The 26,478-nt window shown below is 68.4% G+C and carries 24 protein-coding genes; 5 read left to right on the top strand and 19 right to left on the bottom strand.

The genetic code is table 11. The annotated features are described in order from the left end of the window. The 12 genes from ACFOSH_RS40765 to ACFOSH_RS40820 form a co-directional block, all read right to left on the bottom strand. The coding region (locus ACFOSH_RS40765) for a transposase (RefSeq protein WP_378246892.1) at window positions 1-438 on the bottom strand (438 nt) is incomplete at its 3' end. A gap of 121 nt (window positions 439-559) precedes the next feature. Further along, the gene (locus ACFOSH_RS40770; RefSeq protein WP_378246588.1) at window positions 560-1,168 is read right to left on the bottom strand and encodes a hypothetical protein; all 609 of its coding nucleotides are present in this window, start codon (window positions 1,166-1,168) and stop codon (window positions 560-562) included. A 134-nt stretch (window positions 1,169-1,302) separates the two neighbouring features. Continuing rightward, complete coding sequence (wag31, locus tag ACFOSH_RS40775; protein WP_378246590.1) at window positions 1,303-2,166, bottom strand: DivIVA-like cell division protein Wag31; 864 nt, start codon at window positions 2,164-2,166, stop codon at window positions 1,303-1,305. Between the two features lie 54 nt (window positions 2,167-2,220). Further along, window positions 2,221-2,496, bottom strand: coding sequence for a YggT family protein (locus ACFOSH_RS40780; protein ID WP_005155180.1), 276 nt, complete (start codon window positions 2,494-2,496; stop codon window positions 2,221-2,223). A 114-nt stretch (window positions 2,497-2,610) separates the two neighbouring features. Further along, entirely contained in the window at window positions 2,611-3,225 is a 615-nt protein-coding gene (locus ACFOSH_RS40785; RefSeq protein WP_378246592.1) for a cell division protein SepF, read from the bottom strand. Window positions 3,226-3,307: 82 nt separating this feature from the next. Continuing rightward, the gene (locus tag ACFOSH_RS40790; protein WP_378246594.1) at window positions 3,308-4,039 is read right to left on the bottom strand and encodes a YggS family pyridoxal phosphate-dependent enzyme; all 732 of its coding nucleotides are present in this window, start codon (window positions 4,037-4,039) and stop codon (window positions 3,308-3,310) included. After that, window positions 4,036-4,743 carry a peptidoglycan editing factor PgeF gene (gene pgeF, locus ACFOSH_RS40795; protein WP_378246596.1) on the bottom strand — a complete coding sequence of 236 codons (708 nt, stop codon included), beginning with the start codon at window positions 4,741-4,743 and terminating at the stop codon, window positions 4,036-4,038. Before pgeF ends, ACFOSH_RS40790 begins: the two co-directional genes overlap by 4 nt. An 87-nt stretch (window positions 4,744-4,830) precedes the next feature. Then, the gene (gene ftsZ / locus ACFOSH_RS40800; protein ID WP_378246598.1) at window positions 4,831-6,150 is read right to left on the bottom strand and encodes a cell division protein FtsZ; all 1,320 of its coding nucleotides are present in this window, start codon (window positions 6,148-6,150) and stop codon (window positions 4,831-4,833) included. Between the two features lie 250 nt (window positions 6,151-6,400). Beyond that, window positions 6,401-7,171, bottom strand: coding sequence for an anti-sigma factor (locus ACFOSH_RS40805; RefSeq protein ID WP_378246600.1), 771 nt, complete (start codon window positions 7,169-7,171; stop codon window positions 6,401-6,403). Continuing rightward, window positions 7,168-7,779, bottom strand: coding sequence for an ECF RNA polymerase sigma factor SigK (sigK, locus tag ACFOSH_RS40810; RefSeq protein WP_378246602.1), 612 nt, complete (start codon window positions 7,777-7,779; stop codon window positions 7,168-7,170). Before sigK ends, ACFOSH_RS40805 begins: the two co-directional genes overlap by 4 nt. Beyond that, a complete protein-coding gene (locus tag ACFOSH_RS40815; RefSeq protein WP_378246604.1) occupies window positions 7,772-8,521 on the bottom strand; it encodes a DUF1365 domain-containing protein in 750 nt (249 codons plus the stop codon). The genes sigK and ACFOSH_RS40815 overlap by 8 nt, the downstream gene beginning before the upstream one ends. Beyond that, window positions 8,515-9,792, bottom strand: a complete 1,278-nt coding sequence (locus ACFOSH_RS40820; RefSeq protein ID WP_378246894.1) for an NAD(P)/FAD-dependent oxidoreductase — start codon at window positions 9,790-9,792, stop codon at window positions 8,515-8,517. The genes ACFOSH_RS40815 and ACFOSH_RS40820 overlap by 7 nt, the downstream gene beginning before the upstream one ends. Before the next feature lie 87 nt (window positions 9,793-9,879). Between ACFOSH_RS40820 and ACFOSH_RS40825 the strand changes: the two genes are divergently transcribed. Both ACFOSH_RS40825 and ACFOSH_RS40830 read left to right on the top strand, forming a co-directional pair. Further along, the gene (locus ACFOSH_RS40825; RefSeq protein WP_378246606.1) at window positions 9,880-11,151 is read left to right on the top strand and encodes a class I SAM-dependent methyltransferase; all 1,272 of its coding nucleotides are present in this window, start codon (window positions 9,880-9,882) and stop codon (window positions 11,149-11,151) included. After that, complete coding sequence (locus tag ACFOSH_RS40830) at window positions 11,151-11,954, top strand: DUF1295 domain-containing protein (protein WP_378246608.1); 804 nt, start codon at window positions 11,151-11,153, stop codon at window positions 11,952-11,954. The genes ACFOSH_RS40825 and ACFOSH_RS40830 overlap by 1 nt, the downstream gene beginning before the upstream one ends. Before the next feature lie 138 nt (window positions 11,955-12,092). Here the strand turns inward: ACFOSH_RS40830 and ACFOSH_RS40835 are convergent, their stop codons facing one another. Then, window positions 12,093-12,602 carry a DinB family protein gene (locus ACFOSH_RS40835; protein ID WP_378246610.1) on the bottom strand — a complete coding sequence of 170 codons (510 nt, stop codon included), beginning with the start codon at window positions 12,600-12,602 and terminating at the stop codon, window positions 12,093-12,095. Window positions 12,603-12,821: 219 nt separating this feature from the next. Here ACFOSH_RS40835 and ACFOSH_RS40840 point away from each other — a divergent pair, with 219 nt between their 5' ends. After that, entirely contained in the window at window positions 12,822-14,141 is a 1,320-nt protein-coding gene (locus ACFOSH_RS40840; protein WP_378246612.1) for a wax ester/triacylglycerol synthase family O-acyltransferase, read from the top strand. Between the two features lie 556 nt (window positions 14,142-14,697). Here ACFOSH_RS40840 and ACFOSH_RS40845 read toward each other — a convergent pair. Then, a complete protein-coding gene (locus tag ACFOSH_RS40845; protein WP_378246614.1) occupies window positions 14,698-16,089 on the bottom strand; it encodes a class II 3-deoxy-7-phosphoheptulonate synthase in 1,392 nt (463 codons plus the stop codon). Between the two features lie 79 nt (window positions 16,090-16,168). Then, on the bottom strand, window positions 16,169-17,101 hold the full coding sequence (locus tag ACFOSH_RS40850) for a trypsin-like serine peptidase (protein WP_378246616.1): 933 nt from the start codon (window positions 17,099-17,101) through the stop codon (window positions 16,169-16,171). A 223-nt stretch (window positions 17,102-17,324) separates the two neighbouring features. On the opposite strand from ACFOSH_RS40850, the gene ACFOSH_RS40855 reads away from it, so the two are divergent. After that, window positions 17,325-17,729, top strand: coding sequence for a hypothetical protein (locus ACFOSH_RS40855; RefSeq protein ID WP_378246618.1), 405 nt, complete (start codon window positions 17,325-17,327; stop codon window positions 17,727-17,729). On the opposite strand, the gene ACFOSH_RS40860 is transcribed toward ACFOSH_RS40855, so the two are convergent. Together ACFOSH_RS40860 and ACFOSH_RS40865 are read right to left on the bottom strand one after the other, a co-directional pair. Further along, the gene (locus tag ACFOSH_RS40860; protein WP_378246620.1) at window positions 17,730-19,124 is read right to left on the bottom strand and encodes an alpha/beta hydrolase; all 1,395 of its coding nucleotides are present in this window, start codon (window positions 19,122-19,124) and stop codon (window positions 17,730-17,732) included. 28 nt (window positions 19,125-19,152) lie between these two features. Next, window positions 19,153-19,566, bottom strand: coding sequence for a MerR family transcriptional regulator (locus ACFOSH_RS40865; protein ID WP_378246622.1), 414 nt, complete (start codon window positions 19,564-19,566; stop codon window positions 19,153-19,155). A gap of 139 nt (window positions 19,567-19,705) precedes the next feature. Between ACFOSH_RS40865 and ACFOSH_RS40870 the strand changes: the two genes are divergently transcribed. Further along, window positions 19,706-20,239, top strand: a complete 534-nt coding sequence (locus tag ACFOSH_RS40870) for a class I SAM-dependent methyltransferase (RefSeq protein WP_378246624.1) — start codon at window positions 19,706-19,708, stop codon at window positions 20,237-20,239. A gap of 37 nt (window positions 20,240-20,276) precedes the next feature. Here ACFOSH_RS40870 and ACFOSH_RS40875 read toward each other — a convergent pair whose 3' ends face one another. Both ACFOSH_RS40875 and gltB read right to left on the bottom strand, forming a co-directional pair. Further along, the gene (locus ACFOSH_RS40875) at window positions 20,277-21,785 is read right to left on the bottom strand and encodes a glutamate synthase subunit beta (RefSeq protein ID WP_378246626.1); all 1,509 of its coding nucleotides are present in this window, start codon (window positions 21,783-21,785) and stop codon (window positions 20,277-20,279) included. Then, entirely contained in the window at window positions 21,778-26,346 is a 4,569-nt protein-coding gene (gltB, locus tag ACFOSH_RS40880) for a glutamate synthase large subunit (protein ID WP_378246628.1), read from the bottom strand. Before gltB ends, ACFOSH_RS40875 begins: the two co-directional genes overlap by 8 nt. Window positions 26,347-26,478 lie beyond the last annotated feature (132 nt).

Raw genomic sequence — 26,478 nt, forward strand, 5'->3', positions numbered from 1 at the left:
CGAGACGATGTGTCCTGAGTCACTCGATGTCCCTTCCGACCGCCAAACCAGCGAGTCGATCTTGGTACACCTCTGGCTTACACGGTTGCCGTGACACGCCCCACGTGTGTGTGCTTCCGGGCGCAGCCAGCAGGTGACGTCCACCGCCAGCACCAGCCGCCCGTCCGCGGCACGAGGCAGCGACACCGCTGTCAGGGCGGTGCGTAACCGGTCGACCTCGACCTGGCCTCGGGCCAGCGCGGCATAACCGCTGCCATGCCCACGGCGATGCTCGCCCGCGAGTGAGAGCTCCGCGACCGAACGGACCGGCCCGTCAGCGCACAGCACCGCGTCGGTCAGCTCGAACAACGCGTCCGCCCGCCGAGTCAGACAGCGATAGAACTCCTGCCGCAACGCCGAGAGTTCCCCGACAGCACCCGCGTCCTGGACATGGTGCACACTGATCAACTGAAGCCCTTGGTAGATGATCTTTCCTCTGTCGCAAGAAGAATGATCAACCAAGGGCTTCACCCATGATCAACCAGGGGCCCAACCAGCCACTCAGACGTTAAAACTCAAGCTAGCTGTCTGCTTTGGTCTTGTCCCGGTGCTGCCCGGCGATATCCGCGTCGGGCGTGCACAGCGCGCACGGCGTGAACCCGAGCTGCCGCGCCTCACCGATGCCGAGCGGGATCGTGTCCCGGCTTTCGAGCCACGCGCACGAGGTCACGTGATAACGCGGGTACTCGTCGACGACGACGACCTCGGTCTCGAGTTCGGAGACGATCGCCACATCCGCGGGATCGCTCTTCTCCTCGCCGGGATCGCCGTTGCGCTGAGGCTCGGGAGTCTCGTCCGCGTCGCCCAGCTCACCGGCGGCGGGCATCAAGACGGTCTGCTCGGCGTCCTCGGACTTTTTCTCGTCGTCCGCGTCGCTCTTTCCGGCCGGAGTCGAATCCTCGACCTCCTCCGAATCTTCGGCGTCGGTCTCCTCGGACTCAGAGTCGGATTCGGCGCCGGCCTCGGCCGCGCGCTTCTTCCGCCGGCGCAGCCAGTCGAAGACGAGCAGCAACCCGGCGACGATGGAGAGACCGATGGAGATCCAGGCCCACAGGGAGTTCGCGGTGATGAGCGCCGCGACGAGCAGCCCCAGAGCCGCCAGTACCAGTACCAGGACGATGTAGAGCACGGTGAATTACAACACGAGCCGCAAGCGAAACGGCCCCGACCCTCCGGAGAGTGCCGAGGCCGTTCCACTGTGTAGAAATTTTGAGCAGCGGTAGAAATTTTGAGCAGCGTAGAAACTTTCGGGCCGGGTGAAAATCAGCCCGCTTCGGCCCGGGGGCCGAACGAGTAGCCCTGTCCGCCGCCCGAAGACGCCGCCGACTGCCCCGAGTTCGTCGAGGACGCCGACGCGGGAGCGGCCGAACCACGGTCGTCGAGCTCACGCAGCTGGGATTCGAGGAATCCGCGCAGCCTCGTGCGGTATTCCCGCTCGATCGTGCGCAGCTCTTCGATCTTCTTGCCCAGCGAGCCCTTCTCCGCGTTCATGCTGTTCATCGTCTCGGTGTACTTACGCTGAGCCTCGCGCTCCATGGTCGTCGCCTTGTCGCGCGCCTGGCGCTCCAAGGTCTCGGCACGGGTCCTGGCGTCGTTCAGCATGGTCTCGGCGCGGGTACGCGCCTCGTTCACCATCGAGTCCGACTTCGACCGCGCGTCCGACAGCAGCTGCTCGGACTTGGTCCGGGCTTCGGCGAGCATGCCGTCCGACTCGGTCTTGGCCTCGGCGGTGAGCCGGTCGGCCATTTCCTGCGCCAGTCCGAGCACCTTCGCGGCCTGGACGTTGGGCTCCCCGTTGTCCGGCACCATCGAGTGGGCCTGGGTCTGCTCCATCGCCGACTGCGGTGGTGGCACCGGCGCCAGGCGACGCGACGGCTCGTCGCGCGCTTGTGGCGGCGGGCCGACTGCTCCCGCCTTGGCGTTCTCGAGCTCACCACGGGTGGTCTCGAGCTCGTTGTCGAGCTGTTCGACCTGCTGCCGCAGCTCGTTGTTGTCCTCGATCAACCGGGCAAGCTCGGTCTCCACCAGGTCGAGGAACGCGTCCACCTCGTCCTCGTTGTAGCCCCTTTTGCCTATGGGCGGCTTGCTGAACGCGACGTTGTGCACGTCAGCGGGGGTCAACGACATCAGATCACCTCACGCACTCCATGGCCTGCAGGTCCACCCGGGCTTCCCCGAAAATCACCCTGGCGTTGCCAGCTGCATCGCAAAGAACACAACCAACAGCAGCACCATAATCGATAAGTCCAGTCCGACGCCGCCGATTCGTACGGTCGGGATGATTCGTCTGAACAGACGAACCGGTGGGTCGGTCACTGTGTAGATGGTCTCGAGCGTTACCGCAACCCCTCCGGCAGGACGCCACTCGCGAGCGAAAGCACGCACGAGTTCGACGACGATCCGTGCCGTCAGCAGGAGCCAGAAGGCGAACAGCACGTACCAGACGACCAGCAACACAGCATTCACGTAACCACTCTGCCATGCCTCGCGTCAAAAGACGCAGTTGACGGGCACGAGATGCCGATGAGTCGACAAAATCACATCCGGCTGCGCTCAGCGGTCACCGGGTGATCAGCCGCGCAGGAACAATCCGCCTTCGGCAATCCGCCGACGGTCCTCCGCGGTGACGTCCACATCGGGCGGTGAGAGAAGGAACACCTTGTTGGTGACCTTGTCCATCGACCCGCGCAAAGCGAAAGCGAGCCCCGCGGCGAAGTCGACGAGACGCTTCGCGTCCGCGTTCTCCATCTCGGTGAGGTTCATGATCACCGGGATGCCTTCCCGGTAGTGCTCCCCGATCGCGCGCGCCTCGGCGTAGCTCGTCGGGTGCAGCGTGGTGATCCGGCTCAACGGGTCACGCACCGCGGCACGGACCGGCTCGGTGACCGGACGCAGCCGCGCGACCGGTTCCGGCTGGCGATCGATCGCGAGCGCCCCGTGGACCGCCGGCTCCGGACTGGCCACGGAGCGTGACCGAGGCCGAGGCGCGGGCTCGTCATAAGTGTCATCGACGTCCCGGTAACGTCCACCTCGCGACCGGGCCGGTGGCTCGTCGTCGTAGTCGTACTCGTCGTCGGCGTACTCTTTTGAGGCGTAACCTCGCCGGTAGTCCTCTTCGACGTCATAGCCGTCTTCGTCCGCGGGCACCATCCCGAAGTAGGCCTTCAGCTTCTGCAGCGCGCTCATGCCTCTCCCTAGCCTTAGCCGCGTCCCGCACCGTACTCCCCCGCCCTCGCCGCCACTCCCCGTAACGACGAGACGGTATTCCCTAGGGCGAGGCTAAACCGCGTCCACCGAGCAACGCGGTTCCGACACGCACACAGGTCGAGCCGTGCGCGATCGCCTGCTCGAGATCATTGCTCATTCCGGCGGAGATCTCACGGGCATTTGGGTGGTCCTCCCGTAGACGCTCCGACGCACGAGCGAGCTTCTCGAACGCCTCTGAGGGGTCTGTACCCAGCGGAGCGACCGCCATAAGCCCTTGGAGGCGGATATCACCCACATGGGCTATCCGCTCCGCCAACTGGCCCAGTTCGCTCACCCGAGTGCCCCCGCGCTTCGGATCGTCATCGAGACTTACTTGAATGAGGACGTCCAACGGGTGATCGCGTTGCCCGGAATCGAGCGCCGACCTGGTCGCCTTTCCCAGCGCGTCGGCCAGGCGCTCTGAGTCGACGGACTGGACCTCGTCAGCCCAGCGCACGACCGATTTGGCCTTGTTCCGCTGCAGACTACCGACCATGTGCCAGCGGACGCGGGCGTCCGGGCGCAGACCGGCGACCTCTTCGGCCTTCGCCCCCGCCTCCTGATCGCGGTTCTCGGCGAGGTCGAGCGCGCCGAGATCGGCGAGCAGCGCGGCGTCGAGCGCCGGGAAGGTCTTGGTGACCGCGAGCAATTTCACTTCGTCGCGTTCCCGGCCCGCGGCCTTGCACGCGGCCGCGATCCGCTCTTCGACTTCGGCGAGGGAAGCGGCAAGCTCCCCCTTACGAGCGTCACTCACGACGCGTCCAGCCACGTGATCCCCGCGATCCGGCCGGTGGTGCCGTCGCGGCGGAAGCTGAACAGGGTCTTGTCTTCGTTGGTACAGCGCGGATCGAGGCCGATCTTGCCGACACCGAGGTCGGCCAGTTGCCGCCAAAGGCCGGCGCGCAGGTCGAGCCCCGGCGTGCCTTTGCGGGTTTTGCAGGCACTGCCGGGGACGTGCTTTTCGACGTCGGCGGCCATGTCGGCGGGGACTTCGTAGCAGTCGCCGCAGATCGCGGGACCGAGCAGTGCTTCGGTCCGGCCCGGTTCGGCACCGAGCGAACGCATCGCCTCGATCGCGGCGGGGACGACGCCGACCCTGGCGCCGACACGGCCCGCGTGGACGGCGGCGACGACACCGGCTTCGGCGTCGGCCAGCATCAGGGGCACGCAGTCGGCGACGAGCACCACGAGCGCGAGACCGGACTGAGCCGTCACGAGCGCGTCGGTCGCTTCGGCGGCGGAGGTTTCCGAGCCGTCGACGACGGTGGCGGTGCGGCCGTGGACCTGCTCCATCCAGGCCAGCCTGTCCTCGGCGAGGCCGAGTTCGGCGGCGAGGCGCTTGCGGTTGGCGTAGACGTCGCCCGCCTCGTCACCGACGTGATCGCCGAGGTTGAAGGTGTCGAAAGGCGGCCGGGAAGCCCCGCCGGCCCTTGTCGTCACGACCCGCCGTACGCGCACGCAATCCTCCTAGACCTGAGTGAAGGCCCCCTTCACTACCTTGAGGGTAGTGAAGGGGGCCTTCACGAAAAGCAGTGACGGGTGCTGTTACCTCCGCATGAAGGGAGGGACATCCACTTCGTCGTCCGAAGGGTCGTCGTGCACCGGGGTGGCGCGGCCGGGCAGGCTGCCGTGGGTCGAGTTCGACCCGATCGGCGAGTAGCCGCGCGAGCCGACGCCGGGCTGCGGAAGCCCACCGGACAGCGAGCCGTTGCCTTCGTTGCGGGCGGGCATCGGCGAGTGGGTGCGCGGCGGCGCGACCGGGTAGCCGTTGGAACCGGTCGACGGCACCGGCGTGGCACCCGAAGGCGGGCTCTGCACCGGCGTCGCCCCGCCACCGTTGACCTGGCCCGCCTGCGCGGACGCGGTCGAGTTCGCCCGGGAGCCGAACGTCGACGGGTCGAGCTTCTTGTGGGTCGGCGTGCCGGCGTCGAAACCGGCCGCGATCACGGTGACCCGGACCTCGTCGCCGAGCGAGTCGTCGATGATCGTCCCGAAGATGATGTTGGCGTCGGGGTGCGCGGACTCCTGCACCAGCGACGCGGCCTCGTTGATCTCGAACAGGCCGAGGTCCGACCCGCCCGCGATCGACAGCAGCGCGCCGTGCGCCCCGTCCATCGACGCTTCCAGCAGCGGCGAGTTGATCGCCTTCTCCGCCGCCTGGATCGCCCTGCCCTCGCCGCGCGCCGAGCCGATGCCCATCAGCGCGGAGCCCGCGCCGGACATGACGCTCTTGACGTCGGCGAAGTCCAGGTTGATCAGACCCGGCGTGGTGATCAGATCGGTGATGCCCTGGACACCCGAAAGCAGGACCTCGTCCGCGGAGCGGAAGGCGTCCATCAGCGAAACGCCGATGTCGCCCAGCTGCAGCAGCCGGTCGTTCGGGATGACGATGAGGGTGTCGCATTCGTTGCGCAGCTGCTGGATGCCGTCTTCGGCCTGCTTGCTGCGGCGCTTGCCCTCGAAGGTGAAGGGGCGGGTTACGACGCCGATGGTCAGCGCGCCGAGTTTGCGGGCGATCTGGGCGACGACGGGCGCGCCACCGGTACCGGTGCCACCGCCCTCACCCGCGGTCACGAACACCATGTCGGCGCCCTTGATGACCTCTTCGATCTCTTCGCGGTGGTCCTCAGCGGCCTTCTGCCCCACTTCGGGGGCAGCGCCGGCACCGAGGCCGCGGGTCAGTTCCCGGCCGATGTCGAGCTTGACGTCGGCGTCGGACATGAGCAGTGCCTGAGCGTCGGTGTTCACCGCGATGAACTCGACGCCCTTGAGGCCGACCTCGATCATGCGGTTGACGGCGTTCACTCCGCCGCCGCCGATACCGACGACCTTGATCACCGCAAGGTAGTTGTGCGGGGGCGTCATCGGGGCCGCCTTCCTGATCGTGTGTGCCCGTGCTGCCCGCCGGTCGCTGAACCTGGATCGAACCCTCGAGCTGAACCTCAGATTGAGAGTTATGTCAACTGCCGACGTTGAAGCAGGACGGTATGCACCAGGCAGGCTCGAATCCAGTAGCCACGCCGTGTGTCGCAAAGGTGTTTTGCCACAACATGTTCGCGGGCGCAAGAGCGAGACCCGGTCGCAGCGGCGAACGGCGGCCTGGTAAGAGCGGAGATCAGGTGGGCATCGACATGACCATGACGACGTCGTTCGACGGCGATCCGGTCGCCGAACCGCCTGCCTGTTCGACACTCAGCGCGAACTTCTCCGCCCCGCCGAGACCGTCGGCGACCAGCAGCGCACCGTCCTGACCACCGGAAATGAGCCCGGCGGGCTTGGGCGAGGTGCCCGGGTACATCAGCCACGCCTGGTACGTCCGGCCCGGATCGTTCTTCGGTAGCTGTGCCGCCATGAAGACGAGCCGGTCCTTCGCGCGCGACATCATCACGGTCCCGCCGCCCCCGGCGGAGGTCTCGGCGTGCCCGGTCCGGAGATCGGTGGCCGAAAGGACGTCGGCGACCGGGGCGTACCGGTCCGCGTACTGCGCGGCGCGTTCCCGCGCGGCGGTCAACTGGGTGTGGTTGTCGTAGGCGATGCCGCCGAACACGGCGGTGCCCGCCAGGCCGACGACGGCCGCCGCGGCCGCGGCGATCGCCCAGCGCGGGGCCCGACGGCGGTCCTTGACGCGTTCTCCGGTCTCGAAGCGCGTCTTCGGCGGCTGTTGCCTGGTCGCCATCGCCTCCGCGAGCACCCGGCGCTTCAGCCCGGGCGGCGGGTCTTCGGCCAGCGCGGCGCCGAGCCGGGTCGCGGTCATCTGCAGTTCGAGGACCTCTTGGGCGCACGAAGCGCACTCCCCGAGGTGCCGCTGGAACTGGGCACGCTCCACTTCGGACAGCGCGTCGACGGCGTAGGCCCCGGTGAGCGTGTGCATTTCGGGCATGGTCATGCCGTCACCCCCAAACAGTCCCGGAGCCTGATCAGGCCGTCCCGGAGACGGGTCTTGATGGTCCCGTGCGGGGTCTGCAGCACCTCGGCGACCTCGCGATAGGTATAGCCCTGGTAGTAGGCGAGCAGCACGGATTCCCGTTGCAGCTCGGTGAGACTGGTCAGGCAGCGGCGCACCTGCGAACGTTCCCAGCGGGCCGCGACGGCCTCGGCCACCTCGTCGAAGGGCCGGGCGCGGGCGGCCTCGAAGGTCGCCTTGACCTCGCGGTCCGAACTGGCCCGTGCCGAGCGGACGCGGTCGACGGCACGGCGGTGCGCGAGCGTCATGGCCCAGTTCAAGGCGCTCCCCCGCTCCGGGGAGTAGCGCGTGGCCGTGCGCCACAGCTCCACCATGACCTCCTGAGTGACCTCTTCGGACTGCGCGACGTCGCGCAGGATCCGCCGCACCAGGCCGAGCACCGGGCCGGCGAGCTTGTCGTACAAGGCGTCGAAGGCCCGCTCGTCCCCCTTCGCGACGCGGACGAGCAGGTCTTCGGCCGTCGGACCCGCCGGTTCGCCGTCCGGTGCGGGAACGGGCGCCATCCGGCGCGGACGTGCCGATTCATCCATCAAGCCTGCCTCCGGCGGTCTGCGGCGTGCGCTGGGACTGTGGTGTTATCGGCGCCTTCTTCAACCACAGTTTGACCCCATGCCGCCGGATCAGCGCGGAGACCCGGTGCGGCATGAGGGGGCGGGTGAGCAGCATGTGCACCAGCCACTTGGTGGTGGCGGGCCGCCGCACCCCGCGCAGCGACGCGGTCAGCGGCGTCTGTCCGCCCTGACGGAGGGCGATCTTGACCGAGAGCAGCGACTCCGGCCTCGGCACCTCCATCCGGTACTCCCCGTCCATCGACTGGAACGGCGAGACGTAGAACTCCTTGTCCGCGAGGGCGTTCCCGTCCGCGTCGGGGCGCAGGAGGTACGCGTGCCTGCCGCGGTAGGTGTTGTGGACCTCGGCGATCACGCATTCGAGTTCGCCGTCGGGCCGGTGGCACCAATAGAGGGTGATCGGGTTGAAGTTGTGCCCGAGCATCCGCGCGCCCGCGAGCATCAGCACCCGGCCGCCCTGGAGGTCGACGCCGCGCGCCGCGAGCCAGCGGTCCAATTTGGACCGGATGCTGGAGGTGTCCTCGGCCGCGAAGTGGTCTCGCGGGTCGAAGCGGGCGAAGGGGCGCAGCCACCACGGAAGCTTCGGTAGCGCGTCGAGGTCGACGAGCCACAGATAGACACGGTGGGCGAACGAGATCGGCGGATCATTGCGCCGGACATGCGCCACCGTGGAGTCGTAAAGCACGGCCATGACGGTCACCATCGCACTCCGAAGCTCTCGGCCGCGCGGACACCGGACGCGCAGCCGTCCTCGTGGAACCCCCACCCCTGGTACGCGCCGGCGAAGGCGACCGTGCCGTCGTTGAGTTCCGGCAGACGACGCTGGGCGGCCACGGATTCCGGCGTGTAGACGGGGTGTTCGTAGGTCATCTTGGCCAGCACCGAAGCGTCTTCGGGGGCGGTGCCGGGGTTGAGCGTGACGACGTAGCCGGTCGGTTCGTCGAGCCGCATCAGGCGGTTCATGTCGTAGGACACCTGGACCGCGCCCGCGTTCGCGCCGCAGGCCGGCGTGGCGTAGTTCCAGCCCGCCCGCGCCGACTCCGCCGTCGGGAGCACACCGGTGTCGGTGTGCAGCCACGCCTCGTTGCTGGAGTACCGGAACGAGCCGAGAACCTCGCGCTCGGCCTCCGTCGGCGACGCGAGCAGCTTCAGCGCCTGGTCCGCGTGCGTGGCCAGGACGACCTTGTCGAGCCGGTGCCGGGTGTCGGCGTCGTCACGGACTTCGATCCCCCGACCGGTGCGCTTGACCGAGCGGACCGGCGTCGACAGGTGGACGGCGGTCAGCTGCTTGGCGGCCAGGTCGACGTACTCGCGGGAGCCGCCGACGACGGTGCGCCAGCTCGGGGACCCGCCGACCGACAGCATCCCGTGGTTGCGCAGGAACTCGAACAGGTAGCGCGCCGGATACTTCAGCGTGTCGTCGCGGTCGGCCGACCAGACCGTCGAGACGACCGGGAGCATGAAGTGGTCGACGAAGTACTTCGTGTACCCGCCGATGGCGAGGAACGCGCCGAGGGTGACGTCCCCGGCCTCGGGCGATTCGAGGACGCGCGTCGCGTGCCGGTGGAAGCGCTTGACGTCGGCGAGCATCCGCAGGTAGCGCCCGCGGGCGACGTTGCGGGGCTGGGCGAACAGGCCTTTCAGCCCCTTGGCTCCGGCGTACTGGAGGCCGCAGCCGTCGCAGCGGATGCTCATGGACATCTCGGTGTCGCGGGTGGCGACGCCCAGTTCGGCGAACAGGCGGAGCAGGTTCGGGTAGGTGCGCTCGTTGTGCACGATGAACCCGGAGTCGACACCGACGGTGCCGCCGTGCGCGCTCGGGACGTCGTGGGTGTGCGCGTGCCCGCCCAGCCTGTCGTCGGCTTCGAACAGCAGCACTTCGTAGCGGCGTTGCAGCAGGTAGGCGGCCGTGAGGCCGGCCACGCCGCTGCCGATGACTCCGATGCGTAGACCCTTGGTGTGCACGAAAGGCATTCGGAACAGGGGCCGGGCCGGATTGGACCGGGTGAACCGGGGCATCATCCGACCCATCCTTTTCCTGTCCGGGGTCGAATGACGACTATGCCGAACAGTCCCGCGTCTCGCCTAGCCCCGTTCGTCGAGCGGCTCCTCGGTGGCTCGCTCCCGGTCGGTCTCCGTACCTGGGACGGCGTACGCGCCGGTCCACCGGATGTCCCGACCGTGGTCCTCCGCAACCGGCGCGCGCTGCGCCGTCTCCTCTACGCCCCCGGGGAACTGGGCCTGGCCAGGGCCTATGTCTCCGGGGATCTCGACGTCGAGGGCGACCTCGCCGACGGATTCCGCCGCATCTGGGCGCTGACCCGCTCGGGTGCCGTGCGCGGGGCGAAGCTCGGCCCGCGTGAGTGGGCCGAAGCGCTCCGGCTCGCGGTGGGTCTCGGCGTCGTCGGGGCGCCGCCCAAGCCGCCCGCCGAGGAGGCCCGGCTGTCCGGGAAGCTGCACACCCTGCTCCGCGACAAGTCGGCGATCGCGCACCACTACGACCTCAGCAACGCTTTCTACCAGCTGCTGATGGACGAATCGATGGCCTACTCGTCGGCGTACTGGACGTCGGAGGAAGACGGCTACGACCTGGAACAGGCGCAGTGGGACAAGCTCGAACTGATCTGCCGCAAGCTCGGCCTGCGGCCGGGGATGCGGCTGCTCGACGTCGGCTGCGGCTGGGGCTCGCTGCTGGTGCACGCGGCGAAGCACCACGGCGTGACCGCGGTCGGCATCACGCTTTCGGCGGAACAGCTGCAGCACATCCGGAGCCGCCTCGCCCAGCACGACCTGGAGGATCGTGTCGAGGTCCGCAGGCAGGACTACCGGGAGCTGACCGATGAGCCGTTCGACGCCGTCGCCACCATCGAGATGGGCGAACACGTCGGCGAGGAGAACTACCCCGAGTACACGCGGACGCTGTACCGGATGCTCAAGCCCACCGGACGGCTGGTCCTGCAGCAGATGTCCCGCGGCGCGGTGGCGCCGGGCGGCGGCGCGTTCATCGAGCGCTACATCGCCCCCGACATGACGATGCGGCCGCTGAGCCGCACGCTCGGGCATCTGGAGACCGCCGGCTTCGAGATCCGCGACGTCCACGCGCTGCGCGAGCATTATGTGCGTACGGTCCGGGCATGGGAGAAAACGCTCGAGAGCAACTGGGACGACGTCGTGGCGCTGATCGGTGAGTCCGGCGCGCGGGTCTGGCGGCTCTACCTCGTCGGCGGCGCGCTCGCGTTCGAGGAGAACCGGATGGGCGTCGACCAGATCCTCGCGGTCCGCTCGTCGGATCAGGGCTTGAGCGCACTGCCCGCCACCCGGGAGTGGTCCTGATGTCCCTCGGGGGGACCCTCGCGGTCACGGCGGGCACGACTCTCGTGGCCTTCGTCGTCACCTTCGGCATCGCGCGGTGGCGCAAGCGGTACGACACCGTCGACACGCTCTGGGGGCCGGGCTTCGCGCTCGTCGCGCTGGTCGCGGCCCCGCTCGGGGACGGGTCGGTGGCCTTGCGCGTGGTCACCGCGCTGCTGACCGCGGTCTGGGGGGTGCGTCTCGGCGTCCACCTCCACCTGCGCAACCACAAACTGCCCGAGGACCCGCGCTACGTGCGGATGGCGGAGAGCGCCGGGGAGAATCCGGCGCTCAAGCTGTTTGTCCGCGTGTACCTGGTCCAGGCGGTGGTGCTCTGGTTCGTCTCGCTGCCGGTCCAGTTCGCGATGTACGGCGATTCCTTCGGTGTGACGGCGTGGCTCGGTGTCGTGGTGTGGCTGGTCGGCTTCGGGTTCGAGACGGTCGGCGACGACCAGCTGCGCCGTTTCAAGGCCGATCCACACAACAAGGGGAAGGTCCTCGACAGCGGGCTGTGGCGCTACACCCGGCATCCCAACTACTTCGGGGACGCTTGCGTCTGGTGGGGCCTGTACCTGCTGGCGTGTTCGAGCTGGGTGGGGGCGGCGACGATCCTGTCGCCGATCGCGATGACGTACACGCTGGCCAAGGGCACCGGAAAACCTTTGCTGGAGAAGGGTTTGCAGCGCTCCAGGCCGGGATACGCGACGTACGTGGAGCGGACCAGCGGGTTCTTCCCGCTGCCCCCTCGCCGCCGACGTGTCTCCGGAGGTCGGCTGGCCAGGTGAGAAACGCGCGCGCGTTTCTTGTCGGCCGAAGGCCTCGGATTTGCGGAGGCGGGCCGCCGACAAGGCCGAGTGAGTGACCACCCGTACCGCGGCCCGGCTACGGAAATCCGACAGCGCGCTCAGGGAGACACCGCCGGCTCACTCCCCGGTGAGACCGTCGATCATTTCGCGCAACAGGTCGAGGTGGCCGGCGTGCCTGCCGGTCTCCTCGACCATGTGCGCGACCACGAACCGGACGTTGACCTCGCGATCCCCGCGGAAGGGGACCTTGTCGTCCAGGTCCATCCCCGCGACGATCTCGCGGCTCCGCTCGCACTCGGCCTCATAGACGGCGATCAGCTGCTCGATCGGGGTCTGCATGGCGACCCGGAACTCGGCGTCGGGGTCGGTTTCGAGAGCCTCCTTCCAGAGGTCCTCCTGCCCGTTGAGCACCACGTTGAACCAGTACTGCTCGACCAGGGTCAGATGTCCGAGAAGACCGGCGACGGTGGTCAGTTCGCTGGGCACGAGCGCCCGCCGGGCCTGCTCGTCGGTGAGGCCGGAGCATTTCCACACCACGGTGGCGCGGAGGAAGTCGAGAAAGCCGTTCAGCTGAGTGCGCTCGTCGCCGGTGAGCGGCGGTTCGGGACGCTTCGGTTCGTCGGTCATGGTCGTGCAGTCTGCCGGTTTCCTCCGATGATCCGCTAACGAGTTGCCCCGGGACGCCCTGTCCACCATCTGCCGCAGAGCCGTGGTCCATGTCCGAACGTGATCCCATCGTTCGAGTGAAACCAACGGTAGTTAGCGCCCAGGAAACATGACGACCACCCGCCCGTCATGTCAGGCTGGTGCAGTTGTGCCCCTAGCCGGAGCGTCAAGGAAAGGCAGATGATGTCAGGCCTGCAGCTGAGCGCACTCGATGTCGCTTTCCTTTGCATGGAAAGCGAAACGACGCCCATGCACATGGGCGCGGTGGTCACCTTCCGCCCGCACGGGCAGGTGCACGCGCGTAAGCTGACAACGCTGCTCGCCGAGCGGGCCGCGCTGCTTCCGAAGCTGCGTCAGCGCCCTCGCACCGCACTGTTCCCGCCCGGCGCCGCCATCTGGGCCGAGGACCCGGATTTCGTCGCCAGTGAACATATTTCACATCACCACCTGAGCTCCCTGTACGAACCGGACCCGCTCTCCGCCTACGCGTCGCGCTGGATGGGACGGCCGCTTGACACCGGGAAACCCTTGTGGGACTTGCATCTTGTCACCGGCCTGCCGGACGGCGAGTTCGCGTTGCTGCTGAAACTGCACCACGCGCTGACCGACGGAGCGGGTGCGTACGCCGTCGCCGTCGGCCTGCTCGACGGGCTACCGCGAGTGGCGAAGCGCACGCACAGCGGCGCCGTGCCGCCCGTCCCACGCTCCCCTGTGGACGCGGTCAAGGACGCCCTCGGCACCACCCTGGCCCAGGCCGGGGAAACGGCCGGGATCGCCTCTTCCGTCGTCCGCGCGACCCGTTCGCCGCTGTCCCCGATCAGCGCGCCGCCGTCGACCGAGCGACGGCTCGGTCTCGTCCGGCTGGACACCGGCGAGATCCGGCGGATCCGCCGGTCGCACGGCGGGACCGCCAACGATGTCGTGCTGGCGATCCTCTCCGGGGCCCTGCGCGAATGGATGATCAACCGCGGCCAGCGCGCCGACGACCGGACGCTGCGGGCGCTCATCCCGGTCAGCGTCCGCGGGCGGTCCGCCGAGCAACTGGGCGGCAACAAGCTGTCCGGCTATCTCTGCGACCTGCCTGTCGGCCTCGACGATCCGGTGGACCGGCTGAAGGCCGTCCAGCGCGAGATGAGCCGGAACAAGGCCGCGGGACCGGCGCGGGGGGCAGGCGCGTTCCCGCTGCTCGCCGACCGGATGCCGCCGATGCTGCACCGGCTCGGCAGCAAGGCCGCCGGGCTGGCCGCGCCGCTGCTGTTCGACCTCGTGGTGACCACGGTGCCGGTGCCGCCCAACCGGCTCACCCTCGACGGGACGAAGATCGACAGCGTGTACCCGTTCGTGCCGCTGGCGCCACGGCAGGCGATCGGGATCGCGGTGGCGACCTACCGTGACTCGGTCCACATCGGACTGCAGGCGAACGGGGCGGCGGTTTCGGACGTGGGCTCGCTGCGGGACGGCGTGCTCAAGTCCGCTTCGCGCCTGCTGGACACTGTTTAGCGAATGACATGAAAGGCCCTTTCATTGCAAATTTTGCAATGAAAGGGCCTTTCATGTCGCTTGAGGGCCGGGGTGGCGCTGACGTGATGCGTCGCGAAAGCCACTTTCGGGACGTCCGGTGTCCCGAAAGTGGCTTTCGCGACGCCTTGGGGTCTGGGCCTCGGCGATTGCAGGCGCGCGAAGGCCAATGTGGCGGATCAAAGTGAGGTGAAGGGGTCTTTCCTCGCATCGCATGCGGGGAAAGACCCTTTCATCCCCCGGCCGCTGGCTTACTGGTGCCATGGATGCGGATCGAGGTGCGGTGGCGGGTGTTTTGTGGTTGATGTGACTGATGGGGTGGGTGAGGTGTCGGCCGGGGTGGTCGTAAGTGGCAATTCGGGTTGTTGAGGGGTACGGCAAACCTGGCGTGTTTGTGGACGGTCGGCGGTGTCGCGAAAGCCACTTTCACAACATCCCGAGCCCAGCCGAAGGCTTGCCCTGAATGCTATGAAGGGGCCTTTCATCGCAACTTTTGCGATGAAAGGCCCCTTCATAGCACTTGAGAAACCAGGAGGCGTCAGCCGCGCAGCATCTCCGCGACCAGGAACGCCAGCTCCAGTGACTGCTGCGTGTTCAGGCGCGGGTCGCAAGCGGTCTCATACCGGCCGGCGAGGTCCAGATCCGAGATCTCCTGCGCGCCGCCGAGGCATTCGGTGACGTCCTCGCCGGTGAGCTCGACGTGGATGCCGCCCGGGTAGGTGCCGAGTTTGCGGTGCACCTCGAAGAAGCCCTGCACCTCGTCCACGATCCGGTCGAAGTGCCGGGTCTTGTACCCGGTCGAAGACTCGTGGGTGTTGCCGTGCATCGGGTCGCACTGCCAGATGACCTTGTGCCCGGACGCCTCGACCTTCTCGACGATCGCGGGCAGCACCTCGCGGACCTTGCCGTTGCCCATCCGGGCGATCAGCGTCAGGCGGCCGGGCTCGTTGCGCGGGTCGAGCCGCCGGACGTACTCGACGGCCTGCTCGGGCGTGGTCGTCGGGCCGATCTTGAGGCCGATCGGGTTGGCCAGCAGTTCGGCGAAGGCGATGTGCGCGCCGTCGAGCTGCCGGGTCCGCTCGCCCACCCACAGGAAGTGCGAAGACAGGTTGTACAGCTTGGGGTTCGCCGCGTCCGCGCGGTCCATCCGCAGCATGGACCGCTCGTAGTCCAGGAGCAGCGCCTCGTGGCTCGCGAAGATCTCGGTGGACTGGAGCGAGGTGTCGGTGACGCCGCAGGCCGACATGAACCGCAGGCCGCGGTCGATCTCGGCGGCCAGCGCCTCGTAGCGCTCGCTGGCGGGCGAGGACTTCACGAAGTCCTTGTTCCAGTCGTGCACCTGGTGCAGGTCCGCCATGCCGGCGCCGGTGAGCGCGCGCACGAGGTTCATCGCGGCGCCCGCGTTGGCGTAGGCGCGGATCATCCGGCCGGGGTCGGGCACGCGCAGTTCGGGCTTGGCGACGAGCGAGTTGATGATGTCGCCGCGGTACACCGGCAGGCCGAGCGCGTCGGTGCCCGCCGAACGCGGCTTCGCGTACTGGCCCGCGATCCGGCCCACCTTCACCACCGGCAGGCTCGCGCCGTAGGTGAGGACGACGGCCATCTGCAGCAGGGTGCGCAGGTTGGCGCGGATGTGCGGCTCGGTGTTCGACTCGAACGTCTCCGCGCAGTCACCGCCCTGCAGCAGGAACGCCTCGCCGCGGGCGACCATGGCGAGCCTGTCGGAGAGCCTGTCGATCTCGGCGGGGACGGTGATCGGCGGCACGCTCTCCAGCACGCCGCGGACACGTTTCGTCAGCTCGGCGTCCGGCCACTCGGGCTGCTGCGCGGCGGGCCGGGAAAGCGCGTCGTCGAGCCTGTCACGCAGCTCGGGAGGCAGAGGAGGCAGTTCGGGGAGCGTGTCGACGGGAACGTCCACTGTCCAGTTCACACGCACCAGGATATGCCCGGCCGAAAGCCGCCCGCCCACCGGGACGAAAGTCCCAAACGGTGGACGGGCGACGGGCTGATCAGGTGGCCTGCGCCTTGTTGTAGAGGTTCTGCGCGTCCGTGCCGAAGTACGGGCCGAACATGTAACCCGGCAGGAAGTTGTAGCCGAAGCTGTTCACCGAGGCCTGGACGCCCGCACCGGTCGCCTCGCTGAAGTCGAGGAACCACGGGCCGCCGCTCGAACCACCGGTCATGTTGCAGTTCATCCCGTGGTCCTTGGTGAGCAGGAAGTCGGTGAACGTACTTCCGCTGCAGTAGACCAGCTTCGTGCCGTCGTACGGTGCCGCCGCCGGATACCCGAACGTGTACATCGACTGGTTGCGGGCCTGGTTGAACGCGATGCCCTGCGCGCCGACGACGTCGGTCAGCTTCTGCCCGTTGAGTGGATTGACCACCGCCGCGCCGACGTCGTAGTTCATGTCCTCGCTCGCTTCCCACTGCGGAGTGGTCAGCGTGCTCTTCGCGGCCCAGGTGCCGTAGGGGGTGTTGCCGTTGTTATAGCCCGGAGCGAAGGTCCAGTTGGTGTGCCAGGCACCTTGGTACTTCACGCAGTGCCCGGCGGTGATCACGACGCTGCCGTTCGCGCTGGTGACCGCGTCACCGGAGCACGAGGCGTTCCGCCCGCCCATGGTGAAGAACACGCGGCCGGCGGTCTGCACGACCTTGCCCGCGCCCGTCCACGCGCCGCCTCCGTTGGGAATGCTCTGGATGATGGCGCTCTTGCCCTTCGCGACATTCTTCGGAGTGAAGGCGGGCGCGTCGACAAGCTGGTCGATCGGCACCGCCGACCTCATCCGTTCGGGTGTCCAGTAGGCCGCCACGGCCTGCGCGTCGACCGCCGCTTGATGGTGGGCGGGCGCGGCCTGCGCGGGACTCGCGACAGCCGTCAGCGCCGTCACCGCCAGCCCCGTGAGCGCCGCCAGGATCCCCGTCCGGAAAGCCGTCCTCTGCATGGCGTACCACCTTTCGCCACCGGTGAATTGCCGTATGACTTGCACGACATTTCGAAAGTATTTCTCCTGCTACCGTGCGTACAAGCGGCCGTTCGGCCGCATCCTTGACCGGCTATGGGCCGTTCGGCCGAGCACGATGTCGATCCCGCGCCGGTGAGACCTCACTCCGTCTGGGCGTCTGTGTCGCCACTCGGAAGAGTCAGCCTTGCTCGTGGGGATATCCGTGGACGGCTTCGCCCGGCTGAGCACGCATGTCTTGGCGCCGGTCGCCTGGACACTTCTGACACCGATCGCGGTCGTCCTCGGCGACCCCGGCGGCTTGGTCTGGCCGGCGCTCCTCGTACTGGCCGGGGCGGTGCTCGTGACTCTCGCCGTGGGGTGGGCGATCAATCACGGATTCGGCTTCAGGATCTCCCCGTACACGTCGCCCGAGTCCGCCGCGGTCACCGTGCTGACGTTCACCCTCGGATCGCTGATGCTGCTCGGCGGCCTAGTGGTGGCCTGGATGTGCTGGGCACGCGTCAAGCTGGGCGAAGACACCTTCGCCGAAACCGCCACCGGGGTCATGACAGGGATCCTGGTCGGCGGCCTCGGCTGGATAGGTCTGGCCGTGCTTCTGTTCTCCTGATCAAGCAGGGCAGTGCGAATCGGCGGCCGGGAGGACACCGTCCCGCAGGTACCGCACGACGAAGTCATTGCCGCAAGCGTTCTCCTTGGTGAAAACACCGTGCCCGCCGGCGTCGACCGTGACGAACTTGGCCCGCCCGCCCAGCGCCGAACGCAGTTCGCGAGCGCCGGACAGCGGCGTCGAGGGGTCGCGGAGGTTCTGCACCAGCAGGATGTTCGACGGGCCGCGGTCGTGGATCCGCACCGGACGCTCGCGCGGCTCCACCGGCCAGAACGCGCAGGGGGTGATGTTCGCGGCGGCCGGGCCGAACATCGGATGCGTCACGCGGGCGCGTTCGACCGCCTTTTGGTAGTAGCGCACGCTTTCCGGCCAGTCGGAGTCGTTGCACAGCACCTGGAGCTGGAGTGCGGCGTGGTTGTCGCCGTCGAGCGGTCCGGCCTGTGCCGAAACGGACGGCGCGGCCCATTGCGCCGCGAGGCCGGGGAAGTTCGCGTCGTCGTACAGCGCTCCCCAAGTGTCCGTCCGGACTCCCGGGCGTTCCTCCACCAGCGCGAAGAACTTCGCCGTCACCTCGGCGGGTGTCCGCCCGAGGTGGTAGACGTCGTCCCGCGCCGCCGCCCAGGCCGTGAAGTCGCCGAAGCGGTCGTCGAATCCCTCCGCGATCCGCTGGTGCGCCCGGACATCCAGCCCGTCGGGACCGAGGAGGCTGTCCAGTACGATCCGGTCCGTCTTCGCCGGGAACATCGACGCGTAGGAAGCGCCGAGGTAGCTGCCGTACGAGACACCGTAGAACGAGATCTTCCGCTCTCCCAAGGCCTCGCGGATCCGGTCCAGGTCGCGCGCGGTGTTGGCGGTGGTCATGTGCGGCAGGAGATCCGCGGTCTTCGACTCAGCGCATTTCCTCGCCACCACCCGGGATTTCGCCGCCTTCTCGACGACGTCACGCGGGCCGTCCGCGTACGGGCCGGTGAGGATGAACCGCTGGTCCTCGGTCAGATCGCAGGTCACCGGTGTGCTGTACGTGGTCCCGCGCGGGTCGAAACCGATGACGTCGTAGCTGTCGAGCAGGCCGGTGTGCCCCTGACGCTCCGCGAGTTGCGCGGGCATCGCCAGGCCGGGACTCCCGGGACCGCCGGGGTTCATCAGCAGCACGCCCCGGCGCTTCGGCGAGGTACTCGCCTTACGGGAAACGGTGAGTTCGATGGTCCGACCGCCGGGGTCGGCGTAGTCCAACGGCACCTTCAGTTTCGCGCATTCGAGGCCCGCGGTCGGTGAAGGTGTCATGCCGTAATCCGGACAGGGTGACGTCCACTTCAGTGCCGGAGCCGCATCGGCGGTCGCCGGGACGGCTACGGCCAGCGGCAGGAAAGCCAGTATCGCCAACGTTTTTCTCATGCCGGAGAGCTTGGCGCGACCGGCGGCCCTACCGCGTCAGACCGGAGCCTGATCCGGGACCTCGACCTTCGGCAGGAGACGGGGCTTCCTTCAGTACGCCTTCGGCCGGCCGCGTCTCCACGACGCGCGCGAAGCTGGGGCAGGTCCGGATGTCCTCGTGCGGACAGGCCAGGCCATGAGCGATCGCGGTCCTCGCCGCCTCGATCCGGGCGAGCCGCCGGTCGAGTTCGGCCAGTTTCCGCCGATGCGGCTCGCGCAAGGTGAAGCCCACATCCTGCAGCAGCAGGATCTCCCCGACCCGCTCGATCGCCGACGGCGGATACCTCCGCTGCCCGGAGACCCTGGCGGGAGGCGGCAGGGGGCCGATCTCCTCCCAGTAACGCAGGCCCGAGGTGGCGACCCCGGTATGGCTCGCCACTTCCCCGATCGTCAACTCGCCCATCTTGACTTCAAGCGTACTTGAAGCCGTTGACTCGATTCATGACGAAAACAGGCGGACATTTCACCGAACACGTATTCCCAAGCTCTTCCGGCAGTTCGGCCATCCCCGCGGACCGGTCGGGCAGGTGGCCGGCTGGGTCATGGCGAACAGCGAATCCAACCGGCGGCGCAACGGCTGGGTGGTTTCACTGCTGGAAATCCGGCCCACGGACCGGGTCCTCGAAATCGGCTTCGGCCCCGGTCTCGCCGTCGCCGAAGTGGCGGGCCTGGCGGGCCGGGTCCACGGCATCGACCATTCCGCGGCGATGGCGCGGAAGGCCACGCGGCGCAATGCTCGCGCGATCCGCGACGGCCGGGTCCGGCTCGTGCACGCTTCCGTGGATCGGTTGCCGGAATTCGGCGGGCCCCTCGACGTGATCCTGCCGGTCAACTCCGCCATGTTCTGGGCGGAGCCCGCCACGCGGCTACGCGATCTGCGACGTCTGCTCCGGCCTTCGGGACGCAGAGCGCTGGCCATCCAGCCACGGTGTCCCGGCGCAGACGGCGCCACCACCGAGCGGGCGGCCCAGGAACATCATGACCTGCTCGTCGAGGCGGGATTCACCGCGATCCGCGTCGAGACGCTCGACCTCGATCCGCCCGTCGCCTGCCTGCTGGCTGTCAACCCGGGATGAAGGTGCGCGCCGACGACGCTGTCGGCGCGCACCGGGATCAGACGACCGCGAGCGGCAGCGCTGTCGGGTGCACGGGAGCGGGCAGGTCCGAAGCGCCGGTGAGGTAAGCGTCCACCGCGCTCGCCACCGAGCGGCCCTCGGCGATCGCCCACACCACCAGCGAAGCACCGCGGTGCGCGTCGCCGCAGACGAACACGCCGGGCGAGGAGGTCTGCCAGTCCGCACCGCACGAGAGCGTGCCTCGTTTGGTCAGCGACAGTCCGAGCCCGTCCAGCAGCGGCATGTGCTCGACACCCTCGAACCCGATCGCGAGCAGCACGAGGTCGGCGGGCAGTTCCTCGACCTCGTCGTTGACCGGGATGACCTCACGCCGTCCGGTTTCGGGATCCTTCTGAACCCGCACCTGCTGCACTTCGACAGCGCGCACGTTTCCGTTCTCGTCGCCGGTGAAACGCTTCACCGCGACCGCGAACTTGCGCTCGCCCGCCTCCTCGTGCGCCGGGTAAGTGCGCAGGATGTACGGCCAGGTCGGCCACGGCGAGCGCTCGTCGTCCCTTGTGGACGGTGGCGTCGGGTACTGGTCCAGCTGTGTCACCGAAAACGCGCCCTGGCGGGTCGCGGTGCCGTACGAGTCGGCCCCGGTGTCACCGCCGCCGATGATGACCACGTGCTTGCCCGCCGCGTCGACCGGCGACGGGCCGTCACCCTCGACGTATTTGTTGGCCGGGACCAGATGCTCCATCGCCAGATGGATCCCGGACAGCTCACGGCCGGGCGTCGTCGTGTCGTCGCGGCCGCGCAGGGCGCCCACGGCGAGGACCACCGCGTCGTAACCGGCGCGCAGTTCCTCGACGGTCAGGTCGACGCCGACCTCGCAGCCGGTGACGAACTTCGTGCCCTCCTTGCGAAGCTGCGCGAGCCGCCTGTCGAGGACCTTCTTCTCCATCTTGAACTCGGGGATGCCGTACCGCAGCAGGCCGCCGAGGCGGTCGTCCCGCTCGTAGACGGTCACCTCGTGGCCGGCGCGGGTCAGCTGCTGCGCGGCGGCGAGCCCGGCGGGACCGGAGCCGACGACAGCGACCCGCTGCCCCGAAGACACCGCCGAGATCTGCGGCTGTACGTAGCCCGCTTCCCAGGACTGGTCGGCGATCGTCTGCTCGACCCGCTTGATCGAGACCGGCCCGCCCGACAACGGCGAGATCGACAGGACGCAGCCCGACTCGCACGGCGCGGGACACAGCTTCCCGGTGAACTCGGGGAAGTTGTTGGTCGCGTGGAGCCGGTCGCTCGCCGCGGCCCAGTCGCCACGGCGCACCAGGTCGTTCCACTCCGGGATCAGGTTGCCCAGCGGGCAGCCGGAACCACCGGAATGGCAGAACGGGATGCCGCAGTCCATGCACCGCGAAGCCTGCTTGCGCACCTTTTCGTTGCGCTCGGCGGGTTCTACTTCGGCGTACACCTCGCCCCAGGTGGCGAGACGGTCCTGTGTGGACTTCTTCTTCGGCTCTTCGCGTTCGTGCTTCAGGAAACCCGTCGGATCAGCCACGAGCGGCCTCCATGATCGCTTCGTCGACGTCGCGGCCCGCGGCACGTGCCGCCTTCGCCGCGTCAAGGACACGCCGGTAGTCGCGGGGCATCACCTTGGTGAACGCCGCCGAGCGACGCGGCCAGTCGCCGAGCAGCGACGCGGCCACGGCCGAACGTGTGAGGTCGTAGTGCTTCTGCACGGTCTTCTTGAGCCAGGCGAGGTCTTCGGCCGACGGCGTCTGAAGATCCACCATCTCCTCGTTGACCCGGCCGCGGTCGAGGTCGAGCACGTAGGCCTCGCCGCCGGACATACCCGCCGCGAGGTTGCGCCCGGTCGGGCCGAGCACCACGGCCTGGCCACCGGTCATGTACTCGAAGGCGTGGTCGCCGACGCCCTCGGCGACGACCACCGCGCCGGAGTTGCGCACGCAGAAGCGTTCGCCGACCTGGCCGCGCAGGAACATCTCGCCGCCGGTGGCCCCGTAGGCGAGGGTGTTCCCGGCGATGGTCTGGCCCTCCGCCGCGAACTTCGCGTCCGGATGCGGGCGCACGATGATCCGCCCGCCCGAAAGCCCCTTGCCGACGTAGTCGTTCGCGTCGCCGACCATGTCGAGGGTGATGCCGCGCGGCAGGAACGCGCCGAGCGACTGGCCGGCGGAACCGGTCAGCAGCACGTGGATCGTATCCTCGGGCAGGCCCTCGCCGCCGTAGCGGCGGGTGATCTCGGAACCGAGCAGCGTGCCGACGGTCCGGTTCACGTTCCGCACCGGCAGTTCCAGCCGGACCGGATGCGCGTCCTCAAGGGCCGCCTCGGCGAGCTGGATCAGTGTCCTGTCGAGCGCGTGCTCCAGGCCGTGGTCCTGCGTCCGAGTGCGCCGCTTCGCCCCGCCGTAAGGAGTCTCGGTCGGCATCTCGAAGATCGGCGAGAGGTCGAGCCCGGAGGCCTTCCAGTGCTCGATCGCCTTGTCCGTGTCGAGCACCTCGGCGTGGCCGATGGCCTCGTCGAGGGTGCGGAAACCGAGTGACGCCAACGTTTCCCGGACCTCTTCGGCGACGAACCGGAAGTAGTTCACGACGTGATCGGCCTGGCCGGTGTACCGCTTGCGGAGATCCGGGCTCTGGGTCGCGATGCCGACCGGGCAGGTGTCGAGGTGGCAGACGCGCATCATGACGCAGCCCTCGACGATCAGCGGCGCCGTCGCGAAGCCGTACTCCTCCGCGCCGAGCAGCGCGGCGACGACGACGTCACGGCCGGTCTTCATCGCGCCGTCGACCTGCACGGTGATCCGGTCACGCAAACCGTTGAGCAGCAACGTCTGCTGCGTCTCGGCGAGGCCGATCTCCCACGGTGTGCCCGCGTGCTTGAGCGAGTTCATCGGGGAGGCGCCGGTGCCGCCGTCATGCCCGGAGATCAGCACGACGTCGGCGTGCGCCTTGGACACGCCCGCCGCGACCGTGCCGACGCCGAGCGAGGACACCAGCTTCACGTGGATGCGGGCGTTCTCGTTGGCGTTCTTGAGGTCGTGGATCAGCTGGGCGAGATCTTCGATCGAATAGATGTCGTGGTGCGGCGGCGGCGAGATGAGCCCGACGCCCGGCGTCGAGTGCCGCGTGCGGGCGATCCACGGATACACCTTGTTCGGCGGCAGCTGCCCGCCCTCGCCCGGCTTCGCGCCCTGCGCCATCTTGATCTGGATGTCGTCGGCGTTGACCAGGTACTCGCTCGTGACGCCGAACCGGCCGCTCGCGACCTGCTTGATCGCGCTGCGCCGCTCCGGGTCGTAGAGGCGTTCGGGGTCTTCCCCGCCCTCACCGGTGTTGGACCGGCCGCCGATGCGGTTCATCGCGATGGCCATCGTTTCGTGCGCCTCGGCCGAAATCGAGCCGTAGGACATCGCACCGGTGTTGAAGCGCTTGAAGATCGCCTCGACCGGCTCGACCTCGTCCAGCGGGACGGGCTCGCGCGTGCCTTCGCGGAAGGAGAACAGCCCGCGCAGCGCGCCGCCCTGGCGGTACAGGCGGTGCACCTCGTCGGAGTACTGCTTGTACACCTCTTCGCGGCCGGTCTTCGTCGCGTGCTGCAACAGGAAGACGGTCTCCGGGGTGAACAGGTGCAGTTCGCCCTCGCGGCGGTACGCGTACTCGCCGCCGGTCTCGAGTCCACGGTGGACCCGGTCGGTCGGATTGTCCGGGTACGCGCGGCGGTGGCGCGTGGCGACCTCTTCGGCGAGCACGCTCAGCCCGACCCCGCCGAGCTTCGACGACGTCCCGGTGAAGTACTCGTCGAGCAGATCCTGGGCCAGCCCCAGGGATTCGAAGACCTGCGCCGCGGTGTAGGCGCCGACGGTCGAGATGCCCATCTTCGACATGATCTTCAGGACACCCTTCACGAGCGCCTTGACGTAGTTCCGGATCGCCGTGGCGGGCTCGATCCCGGTGACCGCGCCGGTCGAGATCATGTCCTCGATGGTCTCGAAGGCGAGGTACGGGTTCACCGCCGCGGCGCCGTAGCCGAGCAGCAGCGCGATGTGGTGCACCTCGCGGGCGTCGCCGGTCTCCACGACCAGCGCGACCCGGAGCCTTTCCTTGGTGCGCACCAGATGGTGGTGCACCGAGGAGACCAGCAGCAGCGACGGGATCGGCGCCATGCGGTGGTCGGAGTCGCGGTCGGACAGTACGAGCGTGCGCGCGCCCGCCTCGATCGCTTCGGAGGCCTCGCGCCGGACTCGCTCGATCGCGGACGCCAGCGCGTCGGCCCCACCGTCCACTTCGTACAGTCCGGAAAGGACACTGCACGCGAAGCCGGGGAGGTCGCCGTCGTCGTTGATGTGGATCAGCTTGGCGAGCTCGTCGTTGTCGATCACCGGATACGGCAGCTGCACGTGACGACAGGAGGCCGGACCGGGGGCGAGCAGGTTGCGCTCGGGCCCCATGATGCGGCTCATCGAGGTGACGAGTTCTTCGCGGATCGCGTCCAGCGGCGGATTGGTGACCTGCGCGAAGTTCTGCTTGAAATAGTCGTAGAGCAGCCGCGAACGCTGCGACAGCACCGCGGGCGGGGTGTCAGACCCCATCGAACCGATCGGCTCGGCCGCCTTGACCACCATCGGCGCGAGGAGGATCTTCAGCTCTTCTTCGGTGTAGCCGAAGGAAAGCTGGCGCCGCAGCACGGAATCGTGGCTCTGCACGATGTGATCGCGGTCCGGCAGGTCGGCGATCTGCAGCAGACCGGCGTGCAGCCAGCCCTCGTACGGGAGTTCCTTGGCCAGCTCGGACTTGACCTCTTCGTCGTCGACGATCCGGCCCGCCTCGGTGTCCACCAGGAACATCCGGCCGGGCTTGAGGCGGCCCTTGGCCACGACGTCCTCGGGTGCGACGTCGAGTACTCCGGCCTCACTGGCCAGCACGACACGGTCGTCGGCGGTGCGCCACCAGCGGGCGGGGCGCAGGCCGTTGCGGTCCAGCACCGCGCCGACGAGGGTGCCGTCGGTGAAGGTGACACAGGCCGGCCCGTCCCACGGCTCCATCAGGCTGGCGTGGAACTGGTAGAACGCACGACGCTGGGCGTTCATCCCGGCGTGGTTCTCCCACGCTTCGGGGATCATCATCAGCACCGCGTGCGGCAGCGGCCGCCCGCCGAGGTGCAGTAGCTCCAGCACCTCGTCGAACGAGGCGGAGTCCGACGCGTCGGCCGAGCAGATCGGGTACAGCCGGGTGAGGTCGCCGGGGATCAGGTCCGATTCGAGCAGCGCCTCGCGGGCGCGCATACGGTTGCGGTTGCCCCGGATGGTGTTGATCTCGCCGTTGTGCGCGACGAACCGGAACGGATGCGCCAGCGGCCACGACGGGAAGGTGTTGGTGGAGAACCGGGAGTGCACGAGCGCGATGGCGCTGGTGAGCCGGGTGTCGGTCAGGTCGGCGAAGAAGAGCGGGAGCTGCCCGGGGGTCAGCATTCCCTTGTAGACGATCGTCCGCGAGGACAGCGACGGGAAGTACGTGCCGCAGCCCGCGGTCACACTCTCGTTCTCGACGCGCTTGCGGAGGCAGAAGGCCAGGCGGTCCAGTTCGAGCCCGCCGGGACGGCGCCCGTCGGTCGCGGCTGCCGCGACGAACAGCATCACGAAATGCGGCATCACCGAACGCGCGGTCGGACCGATGCCGGCGCGGTCCGCGTCGACGGGGACCTCACGCCAGCCGAGGACGTCGAGGCCCTCTTCGGTGGCGATCCGCTCGATCAGGGCGACGGCCTTGCCCCGCTCCTCGATGTCCGAAGGCAGGAACCCGATCCCGGTCGCGTAGGTCTGGTGACCGTCGGCGTCCGCCTCGGGCAGCGCGAAGTCCACTTCCGCCCGAAGCAGCTCGTCGGGGAGCTGCACCAGGATGCCCGCGCCGTCGCCACTGGTCGGTTCCGCGCCGGCGGCACCACGGTGGTCGAGGTTCGTCAGCGCGGAAAGACCGTCGGTGACGATGCCGTGCGAACGTCGCCCGCGGACGTCGGCCACCATGGCCACACCGCAGGAGTCCTGTTCGGATTCGGGATCGTAAAGACCCTGTTTGCCTGGAATGGCGGAGAAGATCATGAAGGGACCTCCTTCGTCGTCTGTGCTCAGCGGCCGGACGGGCCGGCCGGGGGATGCGCACGGGACGACGATGGCCCGTTCGTTAGCGCGACTTTAACACCTGTGAAACACGTCGGCACCAGTTCGCCGGGC

Origin of the sequence: Amycolatopsis speibonae (assembly GCF_042647925.1) — a bacterium.
Lineage (GTDB): Bacteria > Actinomycetota > Actinomycetes > Mycobacteriales > Pseudonocardiaceae > Amycolatopsis > Amycolatopsis speibonae.